The organism is Pseudomonas sp. No.21 (assembly GCF_054558415.1).
Map to the genome: position 1 here is coordinate 156,609 of NZ_BAAJNO010000003.1, position 15,485 is coordinate 172,093.

At 64.1% G+C, this 15,485-nt stretch carries 16 protein-coding genes; 11 read left to right on the forward strand and 5 right to left on the reverse strand.

What is annotated here, in order from left to right:
• Positions 1–128 precede the first annotated feature (128 nt).
• From eno to ispD, 3 genes are read left to right on the forward strand one after another with little or no spacing between them, the layout of a single operon-like run.
• A complete protein-coding gene (gene eno / locus ACYJSS_RS06345) occupies positions 129–1,418 on the forward strand; it encodes a phosphopyruvate hydratase (RefSeq protein ID WP_111261655.1) in 1,290 nt (429 codons plus the stop codon).
• Between the two features lie 60 nt (positions 1,419–1,478).
• Positions 1,479–1,760, forward strand: coding sequence for a cell division protein FtsB (ftsB, locus tag ACYJSS_RS06350; RefSeq protein WP_111261654.1), 282 nt, complete (start codon positions 1,479–1,481; stop codon positions 1,758–1,760).
• Entirely contained in the window at positions 1,757–2,467 is a 711-nt protein-coding gene (ispD, locus tag ACYJSS_RS06355) for a 2-C-methyl-D-erythritol 4-phosphate cytidylyltransferase (RefSeq protein ID WP_236204604.1), read from the forward strand. The genes ftsB and ispD overlap by 4 nt, the downstream gene beginning before the upstream one ends.
• Here ispD and ACYJSS_RS06360 read toward each other — a convergent pair.
• On the reverse strand, positions 2,443–3,354 hold the full coding sequence (locus ACYJSS_RS06360; protein ID WP_236204603.1) for a LysR substrate-binding domain-containing protein: 912 nt from the start codon (positions 3,352–3,354) through the stop codon (positions 2,443–2,445). The genes ispD and ACYJSS_RS06360 overlap by 25 nt on opposite strands.
• Positions 3,355–3,458: 104 nt before the next feature.
• Between ACYJSS_RS06360 and ACYJSS_RS06365 the strand changes: the two genes are divergently transcribed.
• The 8 genes from ACYJSS_RS06365 to rpoS all read left to right on the forward strand — a co-directional run bounded on the left by ACYJSS_RS06365 (position 3,459) and on the right by rpoS (position 10,730).
• Complete coding sequence (locus ACYJSS_RS06365; RefSeq protein ID WP_111261651.1) at positions 3,459–4,571, forward strand: S-(hydroxymethyl)glutathione dehydrogenase/class III alcohol dehydrogenase; 1,113 nt, start codon at positions 3,459–3,461, stop codon at positions 4,569–4,571.
• Between the two features lie 81 nt (positions 4,572–4,652).
• Positions 4,653–5,498, forward strand: a complete 846-nt coding sequence (fghA, locus tag ACYJSS_RS06370) for an S-formylglutathione hydrolase (RefSeq protein WP_111261650.1) — start codon at positions 4,653–4,655, stop codon at positions 5,496–5,498.
• 107 nt (positions 5,499–5,605) lie between these two features.
• On the forward strand, positions 5,606–6,079 hold the full coding sequence (ispF, locus tag ACYJSS_RS06375) for a 2-C-methyl-D-erythritol 2,4-cyclodiphosphate synthase (protein ID WP_111261649.1): 474 nt from the start codon (positions 5,606–5,608) through the stop codon (positions 6,077–6,079).
• Positions 6,076–7,134 (forward strand): tRNA pseudouridine(13) synthase TruD, encoded by a 1,059-nt coding sequence (truD, locus tag ACYJSS_RS06380; protein WP_236204602.1) that lies wholly within the window; start codon positions 6,076–6,078, stop codon positions 7,132–7,134. The genes ispF and truD overlap by 4 nt, the downstream gene beginning before the upstream one ends.
• On the forward strand, positions 7,122–7,871 hold the full coding sequence (gene surE / locus ACYJSS_RS06385; RefSeq protein ID WP_111261647.1) for a 5'/3'-nucleotidase SurE: 750 nt from the start codon (positions 7,122–7,124) through the stop codon (positions 7,869–7,871). Before truD ends, surE begins: the two co-directional genes overlap by 13 nt.
• Positions 7,872–7,912: 41 nt before the next feature.
• Positions 7,913–8,548, forward strand: a complete 636-nt coding sequence (locus ACYJSS_RS06390) for a protein-L-isoaspartate(D-aspartate) O-methyltransferase (RefSeq protein ID WP_173172433.1) — start codon at positions 7,913–7,915, stop codon at positions 8,546–8,548.
• Positions 8,549–8,755: 207 nt separating this feature from the next.
• Entirely contained in the window at positions 8,756–9,622 is an 867-nt protein-coding gene (locus tag ACYJSS_RS06395) for a peptidoglycan DD-metalloendopeptidase family protein (protein ID WP_236204601.1), read from the forward strand.
• Positions 9,623–9,725: 103 nt separating this feature from the next.
• Positions 9,726–10,730: an RNA polymerase sigma factor RpoS gene (gene rpoS, locus ACYJSS_RS06400; RefSeq protein WP_173171765.1), complete on the forward strand. Its 1,005-nt coding sequence runs from the start codon at positions 9,726–9,728 to the stop codon at positions 10,728–10,730.
• A gap of 475 nt (positions 10,731–11,205) precedes the next feature.
• Here rpoS and fdxA read toward each other — a convergent pair whose 3' ends face one another.
• The 4 genes from fdxA to ACYJSS_RS06420 form a co-directional block, all read right to left on the reverse strand.
• Positions 11,206–11,529, reverse strand: coding sequence for a ferredoxin FdxA (fdxA, locus tag ACYJSS_RS06405; RefSeq protein WP_111261643.1), 324 nt, complete (start codon positions 11,527–11,529; stop codon positions 11,206–11,208).
• A gap of 138 nt (positions 11,530–11,667) precedes the next feature.
• Entirely contained in the window at positions 11,668–14,268 is a 2,601-nt protein-coding gene (mutS, locus tag ACYJSS_RS06410; RefSeq protein ID WP_236204600.1) for a DNA mismatch repair protein MutS, read from the reverse strand.
• Between the two features lie 19 nt (positions 14,269–14,287).
• A complete protein-coding gene (locus ACYJSS_RS06415; protein WP_111261641.1) occupies positions 14,288–15,268 on the reverse strand; it encodes a tyrosine-type recombinase/integrase in 981 nt (326 codons plus the stop codon).
• Between the two features lie 9 nt (positions 15,269–15,277).
• Positions 15,278–15,481, reverse strand: coding sequence for a DUF4224 domain-containing protein (locus tag ACYJSS_RS06420; protein ID WP_111261640.1), 204 nt, complete (start codon positions 15,479–15,481; stop codon positions 15,278–15,280).
• Between the last annotated feature and the right edge of the window lie 4 nt (positions 15,482–15,485).

The following is a 15,485-nucleotide window of genomic DNA, read 5'->3' on the forward strand; positions in this document are numbered from 1 at the left end:
AGTGCCGGGCGCGCGTAATCTGACCGAGCAGTCAGGCTTGTGGTGAGACCTGCCGAATCGAACGTCTGCCCGCGCCGCCCCTCTAATTCCGCTGCAGCGTCATCGTCAACTTTGGAGTGCTAACAACAATGGCAAAGATCGTCGACATCAAGGGCCGTGAAGTCCTGGATTCCCGCGGTAACCCCACCGTCGAGGCGGATGTGATCCTGGACAACGGTATCGTTGGCAGCGCGTGCGCGCCGTCCGGTGCCTCCACCGGTTCCCGCGAAGCCCTCGAGCTGCGCGATGGCGACAAGAGCCGCTACATGGGCAAGGGTGTGCTGAAGGCCGTCGCCAACATCAACGGCCCGATCCGCGACCTGCTGCTGGGCAAGGACCCGGTTGACCAGAAGGCGCTCGACCACGCGATGATCGCCCTCGACGGTACCGACAACAAAGCCAAGCTGGGTGCCAACGCCATCCTCGCCGTGTCCCTCGCCGCCGCCAAGGCCGCCGCCCAGGACCAGGACCTGCCGCTGTACGCGCACATCGCCAACCTCAATGGCACCCCCGGCCAGTACTCCATGCCGGTCCCGATGATGAACATCATCAACGGTGGCGAGCATGCCGATAACAACGTCGACATCCAGGAGTTCATGGTCCAGCCGGTTGGCGCCAAGACCTTCTCCGATGGCCTGCGCATGGGCACCGAGATCTTCCATCACCTCAAGGCCGTGCTGAAGGCCCGTGGCCTGAACACCGCCGTGGGTGACGAAGGCGGCTTCGCGCCGAACCTGACCTCCAACGAAGACGCCCTGGCCGCCATCGCCGAAGCCGTCGCCAATGCCGGCTACAAGCTGGGCACCGACGTGACCCTGGCCCTGGACTGCGCTGCCAGCGAATTCTTCGAAGACGGCAAGTACAACCTGTCCGGCGAAGGCAAGTCGTTCGACGCCGAAGGCTTCGCCGACTACCTCAAAGGCCTGACCGAGCGCTTCCCGATCATCTCGATCGAAGACGGCCTGGACGAGTCCGACTGGGCCGGCTGGAAAATCCTCACCGACAAGATCGGCGAGAAGATCCAGCTGGTAGGTGACGACCTGTTCGTGACCAACACCAAGATCCTCAAGGAAGGCATCGAGAAAGGCATCGGCAACTCGATCCTGATCAAGTTCAACCAGATCGGCTCGCTGACCGAGACCCTCGAAGCCATCCAGATGGCCAAGGCCGCCGGCTTCACCGCGGTGATTTCCCACCGTTCCGGTGAGACCGAGGACAGCACCATCGCCGACCTGGCCGTTGGCACCGCCGCCGGCCAGATCAAGACCGGCTCCCTGTGCCGTTCCGACCGCGTGTCCAAGTACAACCAGCTGCTGCGTATCGAAGAGCAGCTGGGCGGAAAGGCGCCTTACCGTGGTCGTGCCGAGTTCCGCGGCTAAGCCGGGGATGATAAAAAGGGCAGCGAAAGCTGCCCTTTTCGTATGGAAACTTCTCTTTCGATGGCCAAATCCCCTTACTGGTTGTTCGTCGTGCTGATCCTGGCCCTGGCCGGGTTGCAGTATCGCCTGTGGGTGGGTGACGGCAGCCTCGCGCAGGTGACGGATCTCGAGCGGCAGATCGCCGACCAGAAGGGCGAGAACGAACGCCTGCTGGAACGCAACCGTATCCTCGAAGCCGAGGTTTCCGAGCTGAAGAAGGGCATGGAAACCGTGGAAGAGCGTGCGCGCCACGAACTGGGCATGGTCAAAGAGGGCGAGACCCTCTATCAGTTGGCCGAATGAACACACCTGAACTTCCCGCCTTCTGGGCCGTGATCCCGGCCGCCGGTGTCGGAGCCCGCATGCGTGCCGACCGCCCCAAGCAATACCTGGAGCTGGCCGGGCGGACCATCCTCGAACACAGCCTCGCCTGCTTTCTCGATCACCCCAGCCTCAGACGCGTGGTGGTCGGTCTCTCCGTCGACGATCCTTACTGGCCTGCGCTGGATTGCGCGGGAGATCCGCGCATCGAGCGCGTGGACGGCGGCAAGGAGCGCGCTGACACCGTGCTCAAGGCCCTGCTGCGCCTGGATGAGCTGGGCGCGCGCCCGAACGACTGGGTGCTGGTGCACGACGCGGCGCGGCCCAACCTTGCCCGCACCGACCTCGACCTGCTCCTGGCCGAATTGGCCGATGACAGCGTCGGCGGCCTGCTGGCGGTGCCCGCACGCGACACGCTGAAGCGCGCCGGGCCCGATGGGCGGGTGGCCGAGACGGTCGACCGCAGCGTCATCTGGCAGGCCTACACGCCGCAGATGTTCCGCTTCGGCGCCTTGCATCGCTCCCTGGCCGATGCCCTGGTCTCGGGCGTCGCCATCACCGACGAGGCATCGGCCATCGAATGGTCGGGGCAGGCACCACGCCTGGTCGAAGGGCGCGCCGACAACCTCAAGGTCACCCGCCCCGAAGACCTCGACTGGCTACGTCAGCGCTGGGCCGGCAGGCACTGATCACGATAGGCCGGGTGCTCCGCCAGGCCTTCCTTCAACAGGTCCACCAACTGGCGCACCTTGGGTGACAGGTGGCGCTGCTGTGGATAGATCGCCCAGACCGCAGTATTCGGCGGCTGGTGCTGTTCCAGCAGGGAAACCAGCCTGCCGCCCTGCAGGTGTTCCAGCACGTAGTAGTCCGGCAACTGGCAGAGGCCGAAGCCGCGCAGCGCCGCATCCAGCACCGCCTCGCCACTGTTGCACCGCCAGTTGCCCTGTACCCGTACCGTCTGTTCCCGGCCCTCCGCGAGGAAGCCCCACTGGTCCGAACTGCCGATCAGGCAATTGTGCCGGCCGAGCTCCGAGAGGCTGTGGGGGCGACCGTAACGCTCGAGATAGGAGGGGGCGGCGCACAGGTACATGACCCGAGGGGCCAGCCGGGTGGCGACCAGTCGAGAGTCCTGCAGGCGACCGAGGCGGATGGCCAGGTCCAGCCCCTCGTGGACCAGGTCGAGCGGCCGGTTGCTCAGTTCGATCTCCACCCGCAGCTGCGGATGGCGGGCCATGAACTGGTTCACCAGCGGCACGATGAAACGCTCGCCATAGGCGACGGCGCAGGTCATGCGCAGCAGTCCCTTGGGCTCGCCGGTGAGGTCGTTGACTGCGCGCAGGGCTTCGTCGCGCGCGTCCACCAGGCGCTGGCAGTGCTGCAGGAAGGCCTGCCCGGCCTCGGTCAGTGCCACCCTGCGCGTGCTGCGGTAGAAGAGGCGCGTCTGCAGCCGCTCCTCCAGTCGCGCCACCTGGCGGCTTACGTGGGACGACGACAGCCCCAGGCGTTCGGCGGCAGCGGTGAAGCGGCCGGTTTCGGCCACGGCGACGAATTCGTCCAACCCTTCCCAACGGCTCATGGATTATCCCTGTGCAGCAATAAAGTTTTGCTTTGTGGCTGATTATTTACCATTGGCAGCTCAACTACACTCTCGGCCATCGTCAAATCCGCTGGAGAGTCACCATGATCAAGTCGCGCGCCGCCGTTGCCTTCGAGGCCGGCAAACCCCTGCAGATCGTCGAAGTGGACGTCGCGCCGCCGAAAGCCGGCGAGGTGCTGGTACGTATCGTCGCCACCGGTGTCTGCCATACCGATGCCTACACCCTTTCCGGCGCTGACTCCGAGGGTGTCTTCCCTTGCATCCTCGGCCATGAGGGCGGGGGCATCGTCGAAGCGGTGGGCGAGGGCGTAACGTCCCTTGCCGTAGGCGACCACGTGATCCCGCTCTATACGGCCGAATGCCGCGAGTGCAAGTTCTGCAAGTCCGGCAAGACCAACCTGTGCCAGAAGGTGCGCGCCACCCAGGGCAAGGGCCTGATGCCCGACGGCACCAGCCGCTTCTCCTACAACGGTCAGCCGATCTACCACTACATGGGTACCTCGACCTTCTCCGAGTACACCGTGGTGCCGGAAATCTCCCTGGCGAAGATTCCCAAGGAAGCGCCGCTGGAGAAGGTCTGCCTGCTGGGCTGCGGTGTCACCACCGGTATCGGTGCCGTACTCAACACGGCCAAGGTGGAGGAGGGCGCCACCGTGGCGATCTTCGGCCTCGGCGGCATCGGCCTGGCGGCGATCATCGGCGCCAAGATGGCCAAGGCCTCGCGCATCATCGCCATCGACATCAACCCGGCCAAGTTCGACGTGGCCCGTGAGCTGGGTGCGACCGACTTCATCAATCCGAAGGATCACGACAAGCCGATCCAGGACGTGGTGATCGAGCTGACCGACGGCGGCGTCGACTACTCCTTCGAATGCGTGGGCAACGTGCAACTGATGCGCGCGGCCCTCGAATGTGCGCACAAGGGCTGGGGCGAGTCGGTGATCATCGGCGTCGCCGGTGCCGGCCAGGAGATCAGCACCCGTCCCTTCCAGCTGGTGACCGGCCGCGTATGGCGCGGGTCGGCCTTCGGCGGTGTGAAAGGCCGTACCGAGCTGCCGAGCTATGTGGAGAAGGCCGAGAAGGGCGAGATCCCGCTGGACACCTTCATCACCCACACCATGGGGCTGGACCGCATCAACGAAGCCTTCGACCTGATGCACGAAGGCAAGAGCATCCGTACCGTCATTCATTACTGATAAGCGCAAGCCGCAAGTTGCAAGCTGCAGGTCTTCTCTTGCCGCTTGTGCTTTGCGGCTTGTGGCTGCCCGGAGGGCCCCATGACCCTTGAAATCGTTTCCAGCAACAAGAGCTTCGGCGGTTGGCACAAGCGCTATCGCCATCGCTCGAACACGCTCAACTGCGACATGGTCTTCGCCGTCTACCTGCCTCCCCAGGCGGAGCAGGGGGCGAAGTTGCCGGTGCTCTACTGGCTGTCGGGGCTGACCTGCACCGACGAGAACTTCATGCAGAAGGCCGGTGCCCATCGGCTGGCCGCCGAGCTCGGGTTGATCATCGTCGCCCCGGATACCAGCCCGCGCGGTGCCGATGTGCCAGGCGATCCTGACGGTGCCTGGGACTTCGGGCTGGGCGCCGGCTTCTACGTCAACGCCACCCAGGAGCCCTGGGCGCGCAACTACCGCATGCACGACTACGTGGTGCAGGAGTTGCCGGCGCTGATCGAGGCCAATTTCCCGGTCTCGGACAAGCGTGGCATCAGCGGGCACTCCATGGGCGGCCACGGTGCGCTGGTCTGTGCGCTGCGCAACCCGGGGCGCTACCAGTCGCTGTCGGCCTTCGCGCCCATCGTCAACCCGATGGCCTGCCCCTGGGGCGAGAAGGCGCTATCCCGCTATCTGGGCGAGGACCGCTCGCGCTGGCGCGAGTGGGATGCCTGTGCGCTTATCGCCGATGCCAGCGAGCGTTTGCCGATCCTGGTGGACCAGGGCGATCGTGACGATTTCCTGGTCAACCAGCTCAAGCCCGAAGCGCTGCAGGCGGCCGCCAAGGCCGCCGAGCATCCGCTGACACTGCGCCTGCAGCCGGGCTATGACCACAGCTATTACTTCATCGCCAGCTTCATTGACGACCACCTGCGGCACCACGCCGCTGCGTTGAAAGGCTGATGAGCCTGCGCAGTGACCTGAGGGCTGGAAGCCGGTATGGCTTCCAGCTTCCAGCTTTCGCTTTCAGTTAGAATCGCGCCCTGACTTTTCAGGGCGTTTTTCTGACTATGCGAATTGGCCACGGTTACGACGTGCATCGTTTCGGCGAGGGGGACTTCATCACCCTGGGCGGCGTGCGCATCCCTCACAAGTTCGGGCTCATTGCCCACTCCGACGGTGACGTGCTGCTGCACGCGCTCTCCGACGCGCTGCTGGGTGCCGCTGCGCTGGGCGACATCGGCAAGCACTTCCCGGATACCGACCCGCAGTTCAAGGGCGCCGACAGCCGCGCGCTGTTGCGCCATGTGCTGGTGCAGGTGCGCAACAAGGGCTGGAAGGTCGGCAACGTGGACGCCACCATCGTCGCCCAGGCGCCGAAGATGGCCCCGCACATCGAGTCCATGCGTGCATCGATCGCCGAGGACCTCGGCGTCGAGCTGGACCAGGTCAACGTCAAGGCCACCACCACCGAGAAGCTCGGCTTCACTGGCCGGGAGGAGGGCATCGCCGTGCATGCGGTCGCCCTGTTGCTGAGCGCATGAACGAGTTCGAACTGCTGGGGCCCCGTGCCTACGGGGAGGCACTCGGCCAGGCCGTGCTCAAGGCGATCGCCGAGGACTTCCAGGTCGACGAAGTGCTGGACATCCCACTCGCCGGCGAAGGCGAGCACCTCTGGCTGTGGGTGGAGAAGCGTGAGCTGAACACCGAGGAAGCCGCCCGGCGCCTGGCCCGTGCAGCCGGCGTGCCGGTCCGGACCATCAGCTATGCCGGTCTGAAGGACCGCCAGGCGCTGACCCGCCAGTGGTTCAGCCTGCACCTGCCGGGCAAGGCCGATCCGGACCTCTCCGCCGCCGAGAACCCCAGCCTGCGCATCCTCAGGAGCGTACGCCACAAGCGCAAGCTGCAACGGGGTGCGCATTCGGCCAATGGCTTCACCCTGCGCCTCACGCGCCTGGTCGCCGACCACCAGGCGCTCGATGCCCGGCTCAAGGCGATGGCGGCCGGCGGTGTGCCCAATTACTTCGGCTCGCAGCGCTTCGGCCACGACGGCGGCAATGTCGTCGATGCCCGCGCTTTCGCCAGCCGTCGTGAATTGCCGGAACAGCGCAACGTCCGCTCTCGGCTGCTATCGGCCGGGCGCAGCTACCTGTTCAACCAGGTGCTCGCCGAGCGGGTGGCCAAGGGCAACTGGAACCGTGCCGAGGTCGGCGACCTGCTGGCCTTCACCGACAAGCGCAGCTTCTTCATGGCGGGCGAGGAGGAGTGTCGCGACCCCCGCCTGGAGATTCTCGACCTGCATCCGACCGGTGCCCTGTGGGGTTCCGGGCCGTCCCCTGCCGGCGGCGCCACGGGGGCCCTGGAGCAGGCGCTGGCCGATGCCGAGCCGGCGCTGCGCGACTGGCTCGCGGATGCGGGCATGGCGCACGAACGGCGCATCCTCCGCCTCCCCATCGGCGGCCTTACGTGGCATTATCCCGAGCCTGACGTTCTGCAACTGGAATTCGTCCTGCCGGCTGGATGCTTCGCTACCGCAGTGGTTCGCGAGCTTGTCGATCTGGTGCCGGCGGGGCAGACGGACAACCCATGCGTATTCTGATTTCCAACGACGACGGGGTGAATGCACCCGGCATCGCCGCCCTGCATGCTGCGCTCGAGGATTATGCCGAGTGCGTGGTCATCGCCCCCGACCAGGACAAGAGCGGCGCGAGCAGCTCGCTGACCCTGGATCGTCCGCTGTGCCCGCATCGCCTGGACAACGGCTATATCAGCATCAACGGCACGCCCACCGATTGCGTCCACCTGGGGCTCAACGGCCTGCTGGAGCAGACGCCCGACATGGTGGTGTCCGGCATCAACCTCGGCGCCAATCTCGGCGACGACGTGTTGTATTCGGGGACCGTCGCGGCTGCGCTGGAAGGGCGCTTCCTCGATCTGCCGGCATTCGCCTTCTCGCTGCTTTCGCGCCAGTCGGACAACCTCGCCACCGCTGCGCATTTCGCTCGCAAGTTGGTCGAAGGCCATGCGCAGCTCGACCTGCCGCCGCGCACCGTGCTCAACGTGAACATCCCCAACCTGCCGCTGGACCATATCCGTGGCGTGCAGGTGACCCGCCTGGGCCATCGCGCCCGGGCTGCGGCGCCGGTCAAGGTGGTCAACCCGCGTGGCAAGGAGGGCTACTGGATCGCCGTGGCCGGCGATGCCGAGGATGGTGGCCCGGGTACCGATTTCCATGCCGTGATGCAGGGCTACGTCTCGATCACGCCGTTGCAGCTGGACCGCACCTTCACCCAGGGGCTCGACAGCCTCGAGGGCTGGCTGGGGAGGCTGTTCTGATGGCACGCGAACAGGACGACCTGCTGCGCCGGGGCATCGGCATGACCTCCCAGCGCACCCGTGAGCGCCTGATCCAGCGCCTCTATGAAGAGGGGCTGTCCAACGCCCATGTGCTGGAAACCATCCGTCGTACGCCGCGGCACCTGTTCGTCGACGAGGCGCTGGCGCATCGCGCCTATGAAGACACGGCACTGCCCATCGGCCACAACCAGACCATTTCCCAGCCCTACATGGTGGCGCGGATGAGCGAGCTGCTGCTCGCTGCCGGGCCGCTGGACAAGGTGCTGGAGATCGGCACGGGCTCCGGCTACCAGACCGCCATCCTGGCGCAGTTGGTGGAGAGGGTGTTCTCCGTCGAGCGTATCCAGAGCCTGCAGGACCGCGCCAAGGAGCGCCTGGTCGAACTCAACCTGCGCAACGTCGTGTTCCGCTGGGGAGACGGCTGGGAAGGCTGGTCGGCGCTGGCCCCCTACAACGGCATCATCGTCACCGCCGGCGCTGCCGAAGTGCCGCAGGCGTTGCTGGATCAACTGGCCCCGGGCGGGCGCCTGGTGATCCCGGTCGGCGCGGGCGATGTCCAGCAACTGATGCTGATCATCCGCGAGGAGCACGGCTTCTCGCGCCATGTGCTGGACGCCGTCCGTTTCGTTCCGCTGCTCAATGGGCCGCTGGCCTGAGCAGGGCGGACGCGTCGTCGGCGCACCATCCACCTGGCCGCGGGGAACCTGTACGCCGATCGACTTTCTGATTGGCAGGCACGGCGATACGTTGCCATGGCCTCGTGCCCTGGCGGGCAACCCGAGATGAGCAATGGGTAACTGGTCCTGAACGATATAATCGGCACAATACGCACGACCTTGGGGCATTGGGGAAAGGGGACAGGAATGAGCCTGGCCATTCGGCAGAGGATCAGCATGGGAAGCGCGCATGGACTGCTGTCCGTCGTGGCCGTTGGCTTGTTGCTGGCGGGCTGCGCGAGCTCACCGCCCGGCGGTGTCCAGGTGGTCGATCGCAATGGCCGCGCCGTGAGCACCCAGCAACGTCAACCGGTGACCACTGGCCAATACCGGGTACAGCGCGGTGACACTCTTTATTCCATCGCTTTCCGCTTCGGCTGGGACTGGAAGGCCCTGGCCGCGCGAAACAACATTCCCGCGCCCTACGTGATCCGTCCGGGGCAGACCATCCGTTTCGATGGCCAGTCCAATTCCGCACCGGTGCGTGCCGTCGCTACGGCTCCGGTCGTCACCGCGCCGCCGAACCGGCAACCGGCCGCCAGCCAACCGGTGCAGGGCCAGCCGGCCAAGCCCGTCACTCCGGCCCAACCCCCTGTCGCGACCACGCCGGCAACGACGCCGACCCTGCCTGTAAACCGCTCTGCGACTGGCTGGGCGTGGCCTGCGAACGGCGCGATGATCGGTCGTTTTTCCTCAAACGGTAGTTTGAATAAAGGGATTGATATAGCAGGTGAATTAGGCCAGCCTGTTTTAGCTGCGTCGGATGGTTCGGTTGTATACGCCGGAAGTGGATTACGGGGCTACGGCGAATTGGTAATCATCAAACACAGCGATACCTACGTAAGCGCCTACGGCCACAACCGCAGGTTGCTGGTACGGGAAGGACAGCAGGTCAAGGTCGGACAGACCATTGCAGAGATGGGCTCAACGGGTACTGACCGGGTGAAGCTTCACTTTGAAATTCGCCGCCAAGGTAAGCCTGTAGATCCCCTGCAATATCTGCCCCGTCGTTGATCCGACGTCAGCCCGTCACCCTCGTGGGATGGACGGGCTCAGGCGTAGCCAGGGAAATGGCGTCGTCAGAGCTTGTTGTCGAACTCAGCAAGGGACAACAACAATGGCACTCAATAAAGAAGCGCCGGAGTTTGACGTCGACGACGAATTGCTCCTTTTGGAGCCGGGCGTCGGCATGGACGATTCGCTGTCCGAGGAGCAGGACGCACCTGCCCCGAGCAGCAGGTCCAAGCAGTCAAGCTCACTCAAACAGCACAAGTACATCGACTACACCCGCGCCCTCGACGCGACTCAGCTATACCTCAACGAAATCGGCTTTTCCCCCCTCCTGACTCCGGAAGAAGAAGTACATTTCGCGCGCCTGGCGCAGCGAGGTGATCCCGCCGGACGCAAACGCATGATCGAGAGCAACCTGCGACTGGTGGTCAAGATCGCCCGTCGTTATGTAAACCGAGGGCTCTCCCTGCTGGATCTGATCGAAGAGGGCAACCTCGGGCTGATCAGGGCGGTCGAAAAGTTCGACCCGGAGCGGGGCTTCCGCTTCTCCACCTACGCTACCTGGTGGATCCGGCAGACCATCGAACGCGCGATCATGAATCAGACCCGGACAATCCGGCTGCCGATCCACGTCGTCAAGGAACTCAACGTCTACCTGCGCGCTGCGCGGGAGCTGACCCACAAGCTCGATCACGAGCCTTCTGCGGAAGAAATCGCCAACCTGCTCGAGAAGCCGGTGGACGAGGTGAAGCGGATGCTCGGTTTGAACGAACGGGTCACTTCGGTGGACGTTTCCCTTGGTCCGGATTCGGACAAGACGTTGCTGGACACGCTCACCGACGACCGTCCGACCGATCCCTGCGAGTTGCTGCAGGACGACGATCTGTCGCAGAGCATCGACCAGTGGTTGTCGGAGCTAACGGACAAGCAGCGTGAAGTGGTGGTGCGTCGCTTCGGTCTGCGTGGCCATGAAAGCTGCACACTCGAGGAAGTCGGCCAGGAAATAGGCCTGACCCGGGAGCGGGTGCGGCAGATCCAGGTGGAGGCCTTGAAACGGCTTCGGGAAATCCTGGAGAAGAACGGCTTGTCGAGCGACGCGCTGTTTCAGTAAGGGAGGTCGTTAAGGGAAACCCGGCTAAGGCCGGGTTTCTTCGTTTTGGAACTTCTTAAGCCGGAATATCGAAGCGCTACATCTTTTTTCAAAAAAAGGTCATGTAAGTATTTGCTTACATTTGCTGTAAGCGTTAAAGGTCAAAAGTGAGTGGAAATCAGGGCCAAGGTGTGTGAGATGATTTTTTATGTTATTGATTTTTAAGGTTTTTATTTTAATTGCTGATTGAATTCACCAAGACTCGCTCCGGCAGGTGCCCTTGTTGGCAGGCCGGGAATCGCTATCATCAGCCCCATGCAACACGGAATGTTGCGGGCCGATAGGAAATCGGTTGGGAGCGCCACTGGATGTGGCTCATCAGGATGATGAAAGGGAATTGAAGGGATAGGGACAAAAGAGTGGGCGGGCAACCGCCCCTTTTTTTGTCCGCAAAAAACAAAGGCCCGCAATTGCGGGCCTTTTGCTTGATGCGCGATCAGCGCTCCAGCTGGGGGAGCTTGCCTTTCACGCCATCCCACTCTTCGGCGTCTGCCAGAGCTTCCTTCTTTTCGGTGATGTTCGGCCAGACTTCCGCCAGATCGCGGTTGAGCTCGATGAACTCCTGCATGTCTTCCGGCACTTCATCTTCGGAGAAGATGGCTTGGGCCGGGCACTCGGGTTCGCAGAGTGCGCAGTCGATGCACTCGTCCGGGTGAATGACCAGGAAGTTCGGGCCTTCGTAGAAGCAGTCCACCGGACAGACTTCCACACAGTCGGTGTATTTGCATTTGATGCAGTTGTCGGTGACGACGAAGGTCATTTCTAGTTCTCTCCTCAGCGGCGGCTCGGAAACCCTGGCTATAGAGGTTTCCCGGCTCTGGATGGCGTCCCCGACTCAGGCTGGCGGCCGGAGCTCGTCCAGAGCGCGCGGGATTCTAACAGCTTGTGCGCGATGGCGTTAGATTCGAGCCTTGAATGTATATAACAACTCCAGCGCGCGGCGTGGGGTCAGGTCGTCCGGTTGCAACTTCGCCAACTCGTCGAGCACCGGGTGCGGCAGGCTTGCGAACATGTCGCTCTGCATGGGCGGTACCGGCTGGCCGGGTGCGGCTTTCGGTGCTTCATGGGGCAGGCTGGTGGTTTCCAGTCGCGCCAGATGCTCGCGTGCTCGGAGGATCACGTCTGCCGGGACGCCGGCCAGTTGTGCCACAGCGAGGCCGTAGCTCTGGCTCGCCGGGCCGGGCAGGACGTGATGCAGGAAGACGATGCGCTCGTTGTGCTCGGTGGCATTGAGGTGCACGTTGGCCACCACCGGCTCGCTTTCCGGCAGCACGGTGAGCTCGAAGTAGTGAGTGGCGAACAGCGTATAGGCGCGCAGGCGTGCCAGGTGCTCAGCTGCAGCCCACGCCAGCGACAGGCCGTCGAAGGTACTGGTGCCACGGCCCACTTCGTCCATCAGCACCAGGCTGCTGTCGGTGGCGTTGTGCAGGATGTTGGCGGTTTCGCTCATTTCCACCATGAAGGTGGAGCGGCCGCCGGCCAGATCGTCGCTGGAGCCGATGCGGGTGAAGATGCGGTCCACGGGCGACAGTTCGCAACTGGCCGCCGGCACGAAGCTGCCGATGTGCGCCAGCAGGACGATCAGGGCTGTCTGGCGCATATAGGTCGATTTACCGCCCATGTTCGGGCCGGTGATGATCAGCATGCGGGTGGCATCGTCCAGAGACAGGTCGTTTGCCACGAACGGGGTTTCCAGCACCTGCTCCACCACCGGGTGGCGACCTTGCACGATGCGCATGCAGGGCTCTTCGACGAAGCGGGGACGGTTCAGGTCCAGGTTCAGGGCGCGCTCGGCGAGGTTGCTCAGTACGTCCAGTTCGGCCAGGGCGGCCGCGGTGTCCTGCAGGGGCGCCAGTTGCTCGATCAGTTGTTCCAGCAGGTCCTCATAGAGCATTTTCTCCCGGGCCAGGGCGCGGCTCTTCGCGGAGAGGGCCTTGTCCTCGAATGCCTTGAGCTCGGGGGTGATGAAGCGCTCTGCGCCCTTGAGGGTCTGGCGGCGGATGTAGTCGGCGGGCGCCTGCTCGGCTTGCACGCGGGGCAGTTCGATGTAGTAGCCGTGAATACGGTTGTAGCCGACCTTGAGGTTGGGCAGGCCGGTGCGTGCCTTCTCGCGTGTTTCGAGGTCCATCAGGTACTGGCCGGCGTTTTCGCTCAGCGCCTGCAGCTCGTCCAGTTCGGCGTCGTAGCCGGTCTTGATCACACCACCGTCACGGATCACCGCAGGCGGTGTCTCGATAATGGCGCGGGCCAGCAGGTCCGCCAGCTCCGGATAGGTGCGGATGCTGGTGGCCAGGGTTCCCAGATGCGGTGCCTCCAGGTCGGTCATGGCACTCTGCAGCTCGGGCAGTGCCGCCAGGGCATCGCGCAGACGGGCCAGGTCGCGGGGGCGGGCGTTGCGCAGGCCGATGCGGGCGAGAATGCGCTCTACGTCGCCGATTTCCTTCAACTGTGGCTGCAGGCCTTCGAAGCGGTAGCGCTCCAGCAGGCAACTGATGGAGTCCTGGCGTGCCTCCAGTACGGCGCGATCACGCAGGGGGCGGTTCAGCCATCGGCTCAGCAGGCGGCTGCCCATGGCGGTCTGGCAGCGGTCGACTACCGATTGCAGCGTGTTGTCGCGTCCACCTGCGAGGTTGATGTCCAGCTCCAGGTTACGGCGGCTGGCACCGTCCAGGATCACCGTGTCGTCGAGGCGATCATGGCGCAGGCTGCGCAGGTGCGGCAGGGCGGTGCGTTGGGTTTCCTTGGCGTAGCCGAGCAGGCAGCCGGCCGCTCCGATGGCCAGCGTCAGGTTCTCGCAACCGAAGCCCTTGAGATCCTGTACGCCGAACTGCTGGCACAGGCTCTTGCGGGCCGAGTCACGGTCGAAGTCCCAGGGGGCGCGGCGACGTACGCCACGGCGCTTCTCGGCCGGCAGGCCCTGGGGCCAGTCGTCAGGGATCAGCAGCTCCGCGGGATTCATGCGCTCGAGTTCTGCCAGCAGGTTCTCCCAGCCCTTGATCTCCTGCACGCTGAAGCGGCCGCTGGTGATGTCCAGCACTGCCAGCCCGAACAGGCGCTCATCACCGAGTACCGCACCGATCAGGTTGTCGCGCCGCTCATCCAGCAGCGCCTCATCGCTGATCGTACCGGGGGTGATGATGCGCACCACCTGGCGCTCCACGGGGCCCTTGCTGGTGGCCGGATCACCGATCTGCTCGCAGATGACCACCGACTCGCCGAGCTTCACCAGCTTGGCCAGGTAGCCCTCCACCGAATGGAAGGGAATGCCTGCCATGGGGATCGCCTTGCCAGCCGATTGGCCGCGGGCGGTGAGGGTGATGTCGAGGAGCTTGGCGGCCTTCTTGGCGTCTTCGTAGAAGATCTCGTAGAAGTCACCCATGCGATAGAACATCAGCTGGTCCGGGTGCTGGTTCTTCAATCGCCAGTACTGCTGCATCATCGGCGTGTGGTCGGAGAGCTCGTTGTTTAGGGCTTCGGCGGGGGCCTGTCTTTTTGACATAGGGGTGTTTGTCTAATACTCAGCGCACATTGACAGGCATTGTCGGGGCCTGAGCGATCTTCGGCAACCGCCCGCGCAGATATCGTGCGGTCATTCTCGGGTCGCTATGGCCGCCGAGCGCCTGAGCGTTTTTGCCCTCAGCATCAGCATCCGTCAGGGACTTTGCGCGGATGTCGTGGATGGTCACGTCAGCCACGCCGGCTTTCTCCCTCGCCCTGGCAAACGCCTCCTTGATTGTGTGGTACGACACTGGCCTTCCGGCGCGTGCGCAGAACAGCGTGAGCGTGCGCACTTTCCTCGGCAGGGCCTTGGCGCGGGCGATCAACTCCTCGAGGTCCGGGGTCATGGCTACGACCAGTTTGGCTCCCGTCTTCTGCTGCACGAACGCCACGCCCTCCGGCGATATGTCCGCCAGGTGGATACTGATCACGTCGCTGATGCGCTGGCCGGTGAGGTATGCCATTTCCAGGATGTTGCGCACGTATGGGCTGCAGGCGGCCAGGATGGCCGAGAACTCGGCATCGGTGATGTACCGGTCGCGCCGCGCCTCCTGATGGCGCCGGACCCCCACGCAAGGGTTGGAATCGACCTCTCCCCATTCCAGGGCGTAGCTGAACACGATGCGGGCCACGGACAGGATGCGGTTGCACATGTTCGGGGTGCCGGCAAGATCGACCTTCACCGCGGCGATGTGCTTCGGCATGACCTGTCTTGGCTCGAACTCCGCGAATATGTCCTTCAGCCTCTCCGCTGCGGCTTCATACTGGGCCACCGTGTTGGCGGCCAGGCGCTTGACCTTGAAGTGGTGCGCCAGGGCTCTGTCGATGAGCTCCGGCATGCCGCCAAGCGCTGCCTGTGAGGTCTTCCGGGCATACTCAAGCAATGACGCCTGGTAGTCCTCGCCCAGGCGCAGCCACTTCCCACCCTTCACCAGGTAGTACGCGCCGTGCTTGTGGTACATGCAAGCCGGCAGGTGCCGATCCTTCTTCCTTGGACGCATGTCCCCTCCTCACGACCCCGTCAGACGCAGCCGGGGCTCCTTCTTCTGCTGCTGGGAAGCCCCCAGCCGGGCAAGCACTACGTCCCGAAGAACCTTCGGGCGCCCATCCGCGCCTATCACGTATCCGAAACGATGATCATCGAGCCAGCGTATTTGCGCGCTGGCGCGGGACCGACCCGTGAGGTCGGCCACTTCCTGCTGGGTCATGAACATGACG

What these genes read in the sequence shown, in the direction of transcription:
- eno (WP_111261655.1), top strand. Translation starts at nt 129, where the DNA reads ATGGCAAAGATCGTCGACATCAAGGGCCGTGAAGTCCTGGATTCCCGC.
- ftsB (WP_111261654.1), top strand. Translation starts at nt 1,479, where the DNA reads ATGGCCAAATCCCCTTACTGGTTGTTCGTCGTGCTGATCCTGGCCCTG.
- ispD (WP_236204604.1), top strand. Translation starts at nt 1,757, where the DNA reads ATGAACACACCTGAACTTCCCGCCTTCTGGGCCGTGATCCCGGCCGCC.
- ACYJSS_RS06360 (WP_236204603.1), bottom strand. Translation starts at nt 3,354, where the DNA reads ATGAGCCGTTGGGAAGGGTTGGACGAATTCGTCGCCGTGGCCGAAACC.
- ACYJSS_RS06365 (WP_111261651.1), top strand. Translation starts at nt 3,459, where the DNA reads ATGATCAAGTCGCGCGCCGCCGTTGCCTTCGAGGCCGGCAAACCCCTG.
- fghA (WP_111261650.1), top strand. Translation starts at nt 4,653, where the DNA reads ATGACCCTTGAAATCGTTTCCAGCAACAAGAGCTTCGGCGGTTGGCAC.
- ispF (WP_111261649.1), top strand. Translation starts at nt 5,606, where the DNA reads ATGCGAATTGGCCACGGTTACGACGTGCATCGTTTCGGCGAGGGGGAC.
- truD (WP_236204602.1), top strand. Translation starts at nt 6,076, where the DNA reads ATGAACGAGTTCGAACTGCTGGGGCCCCGTGCCTACGGGGAGGCACTC.
- surE (WP_111261647.1), top strand. Translation starts at nt 7,122, where the DNA reads ATGCGTATTCTGATTTCCAACGACGACGGGGTGAATGCACCCGGCATC.
- ACYJSS_RS06390 (WP_173172433.1), top strand. Translation starts at nt 7,913, where the DNA reads ATGACCTCCCAGCGCACCCGTGAGCGCCTGATCCAGCGCCTCTATGAA.
- ACYJSS_RS06395 (WP_236204601.1), top strand. Translation starts at nt 8,756, where the DNA reads ATGAGCCTGGCCATTCGGCAGAGGATCAGCATGGGAAGCGCGCATGGA.
- rpoS (WP_173171765.1), top strand. Translation starts at nt 9,726, where the DNA reads ATGGCACTCAATAAAGAAGCGCCGGAGTTTGACGTCGACGACGAATTG.
- fdxA (WP_111261643.1), bottom strand. Translation starts at nt 11,529, where the DNA reads ATGACCTTCGTCGTCACCGACAACTGCATCAAATGCAAATACACCGAC.
- mutS (WP_236204600.1), bottom strand. Translation starts at nt 14,268, where the DNA reads ATGTCAAAAAGACAGGCCCCCGCCGAAGCCCTAAACAACGAGCTCTCC.
- ACYJSS_RS06415 (WP_111261641.1), bottom strand. Translation starts at nt 15,268, where the DNA reads ATGCGTCCAAGGAAGAAGGATCGGCACCTGCCGGCTTGCATGTACCAC.
- ACYJSS_RS06420 (WP_111261640.1), bottom strand. Translation starts at nt 15,481, where the DNA reads ATGTTCATGACCCAGCAGGAAGTGGCCGACCTCACGGGTCGGTCCCGC.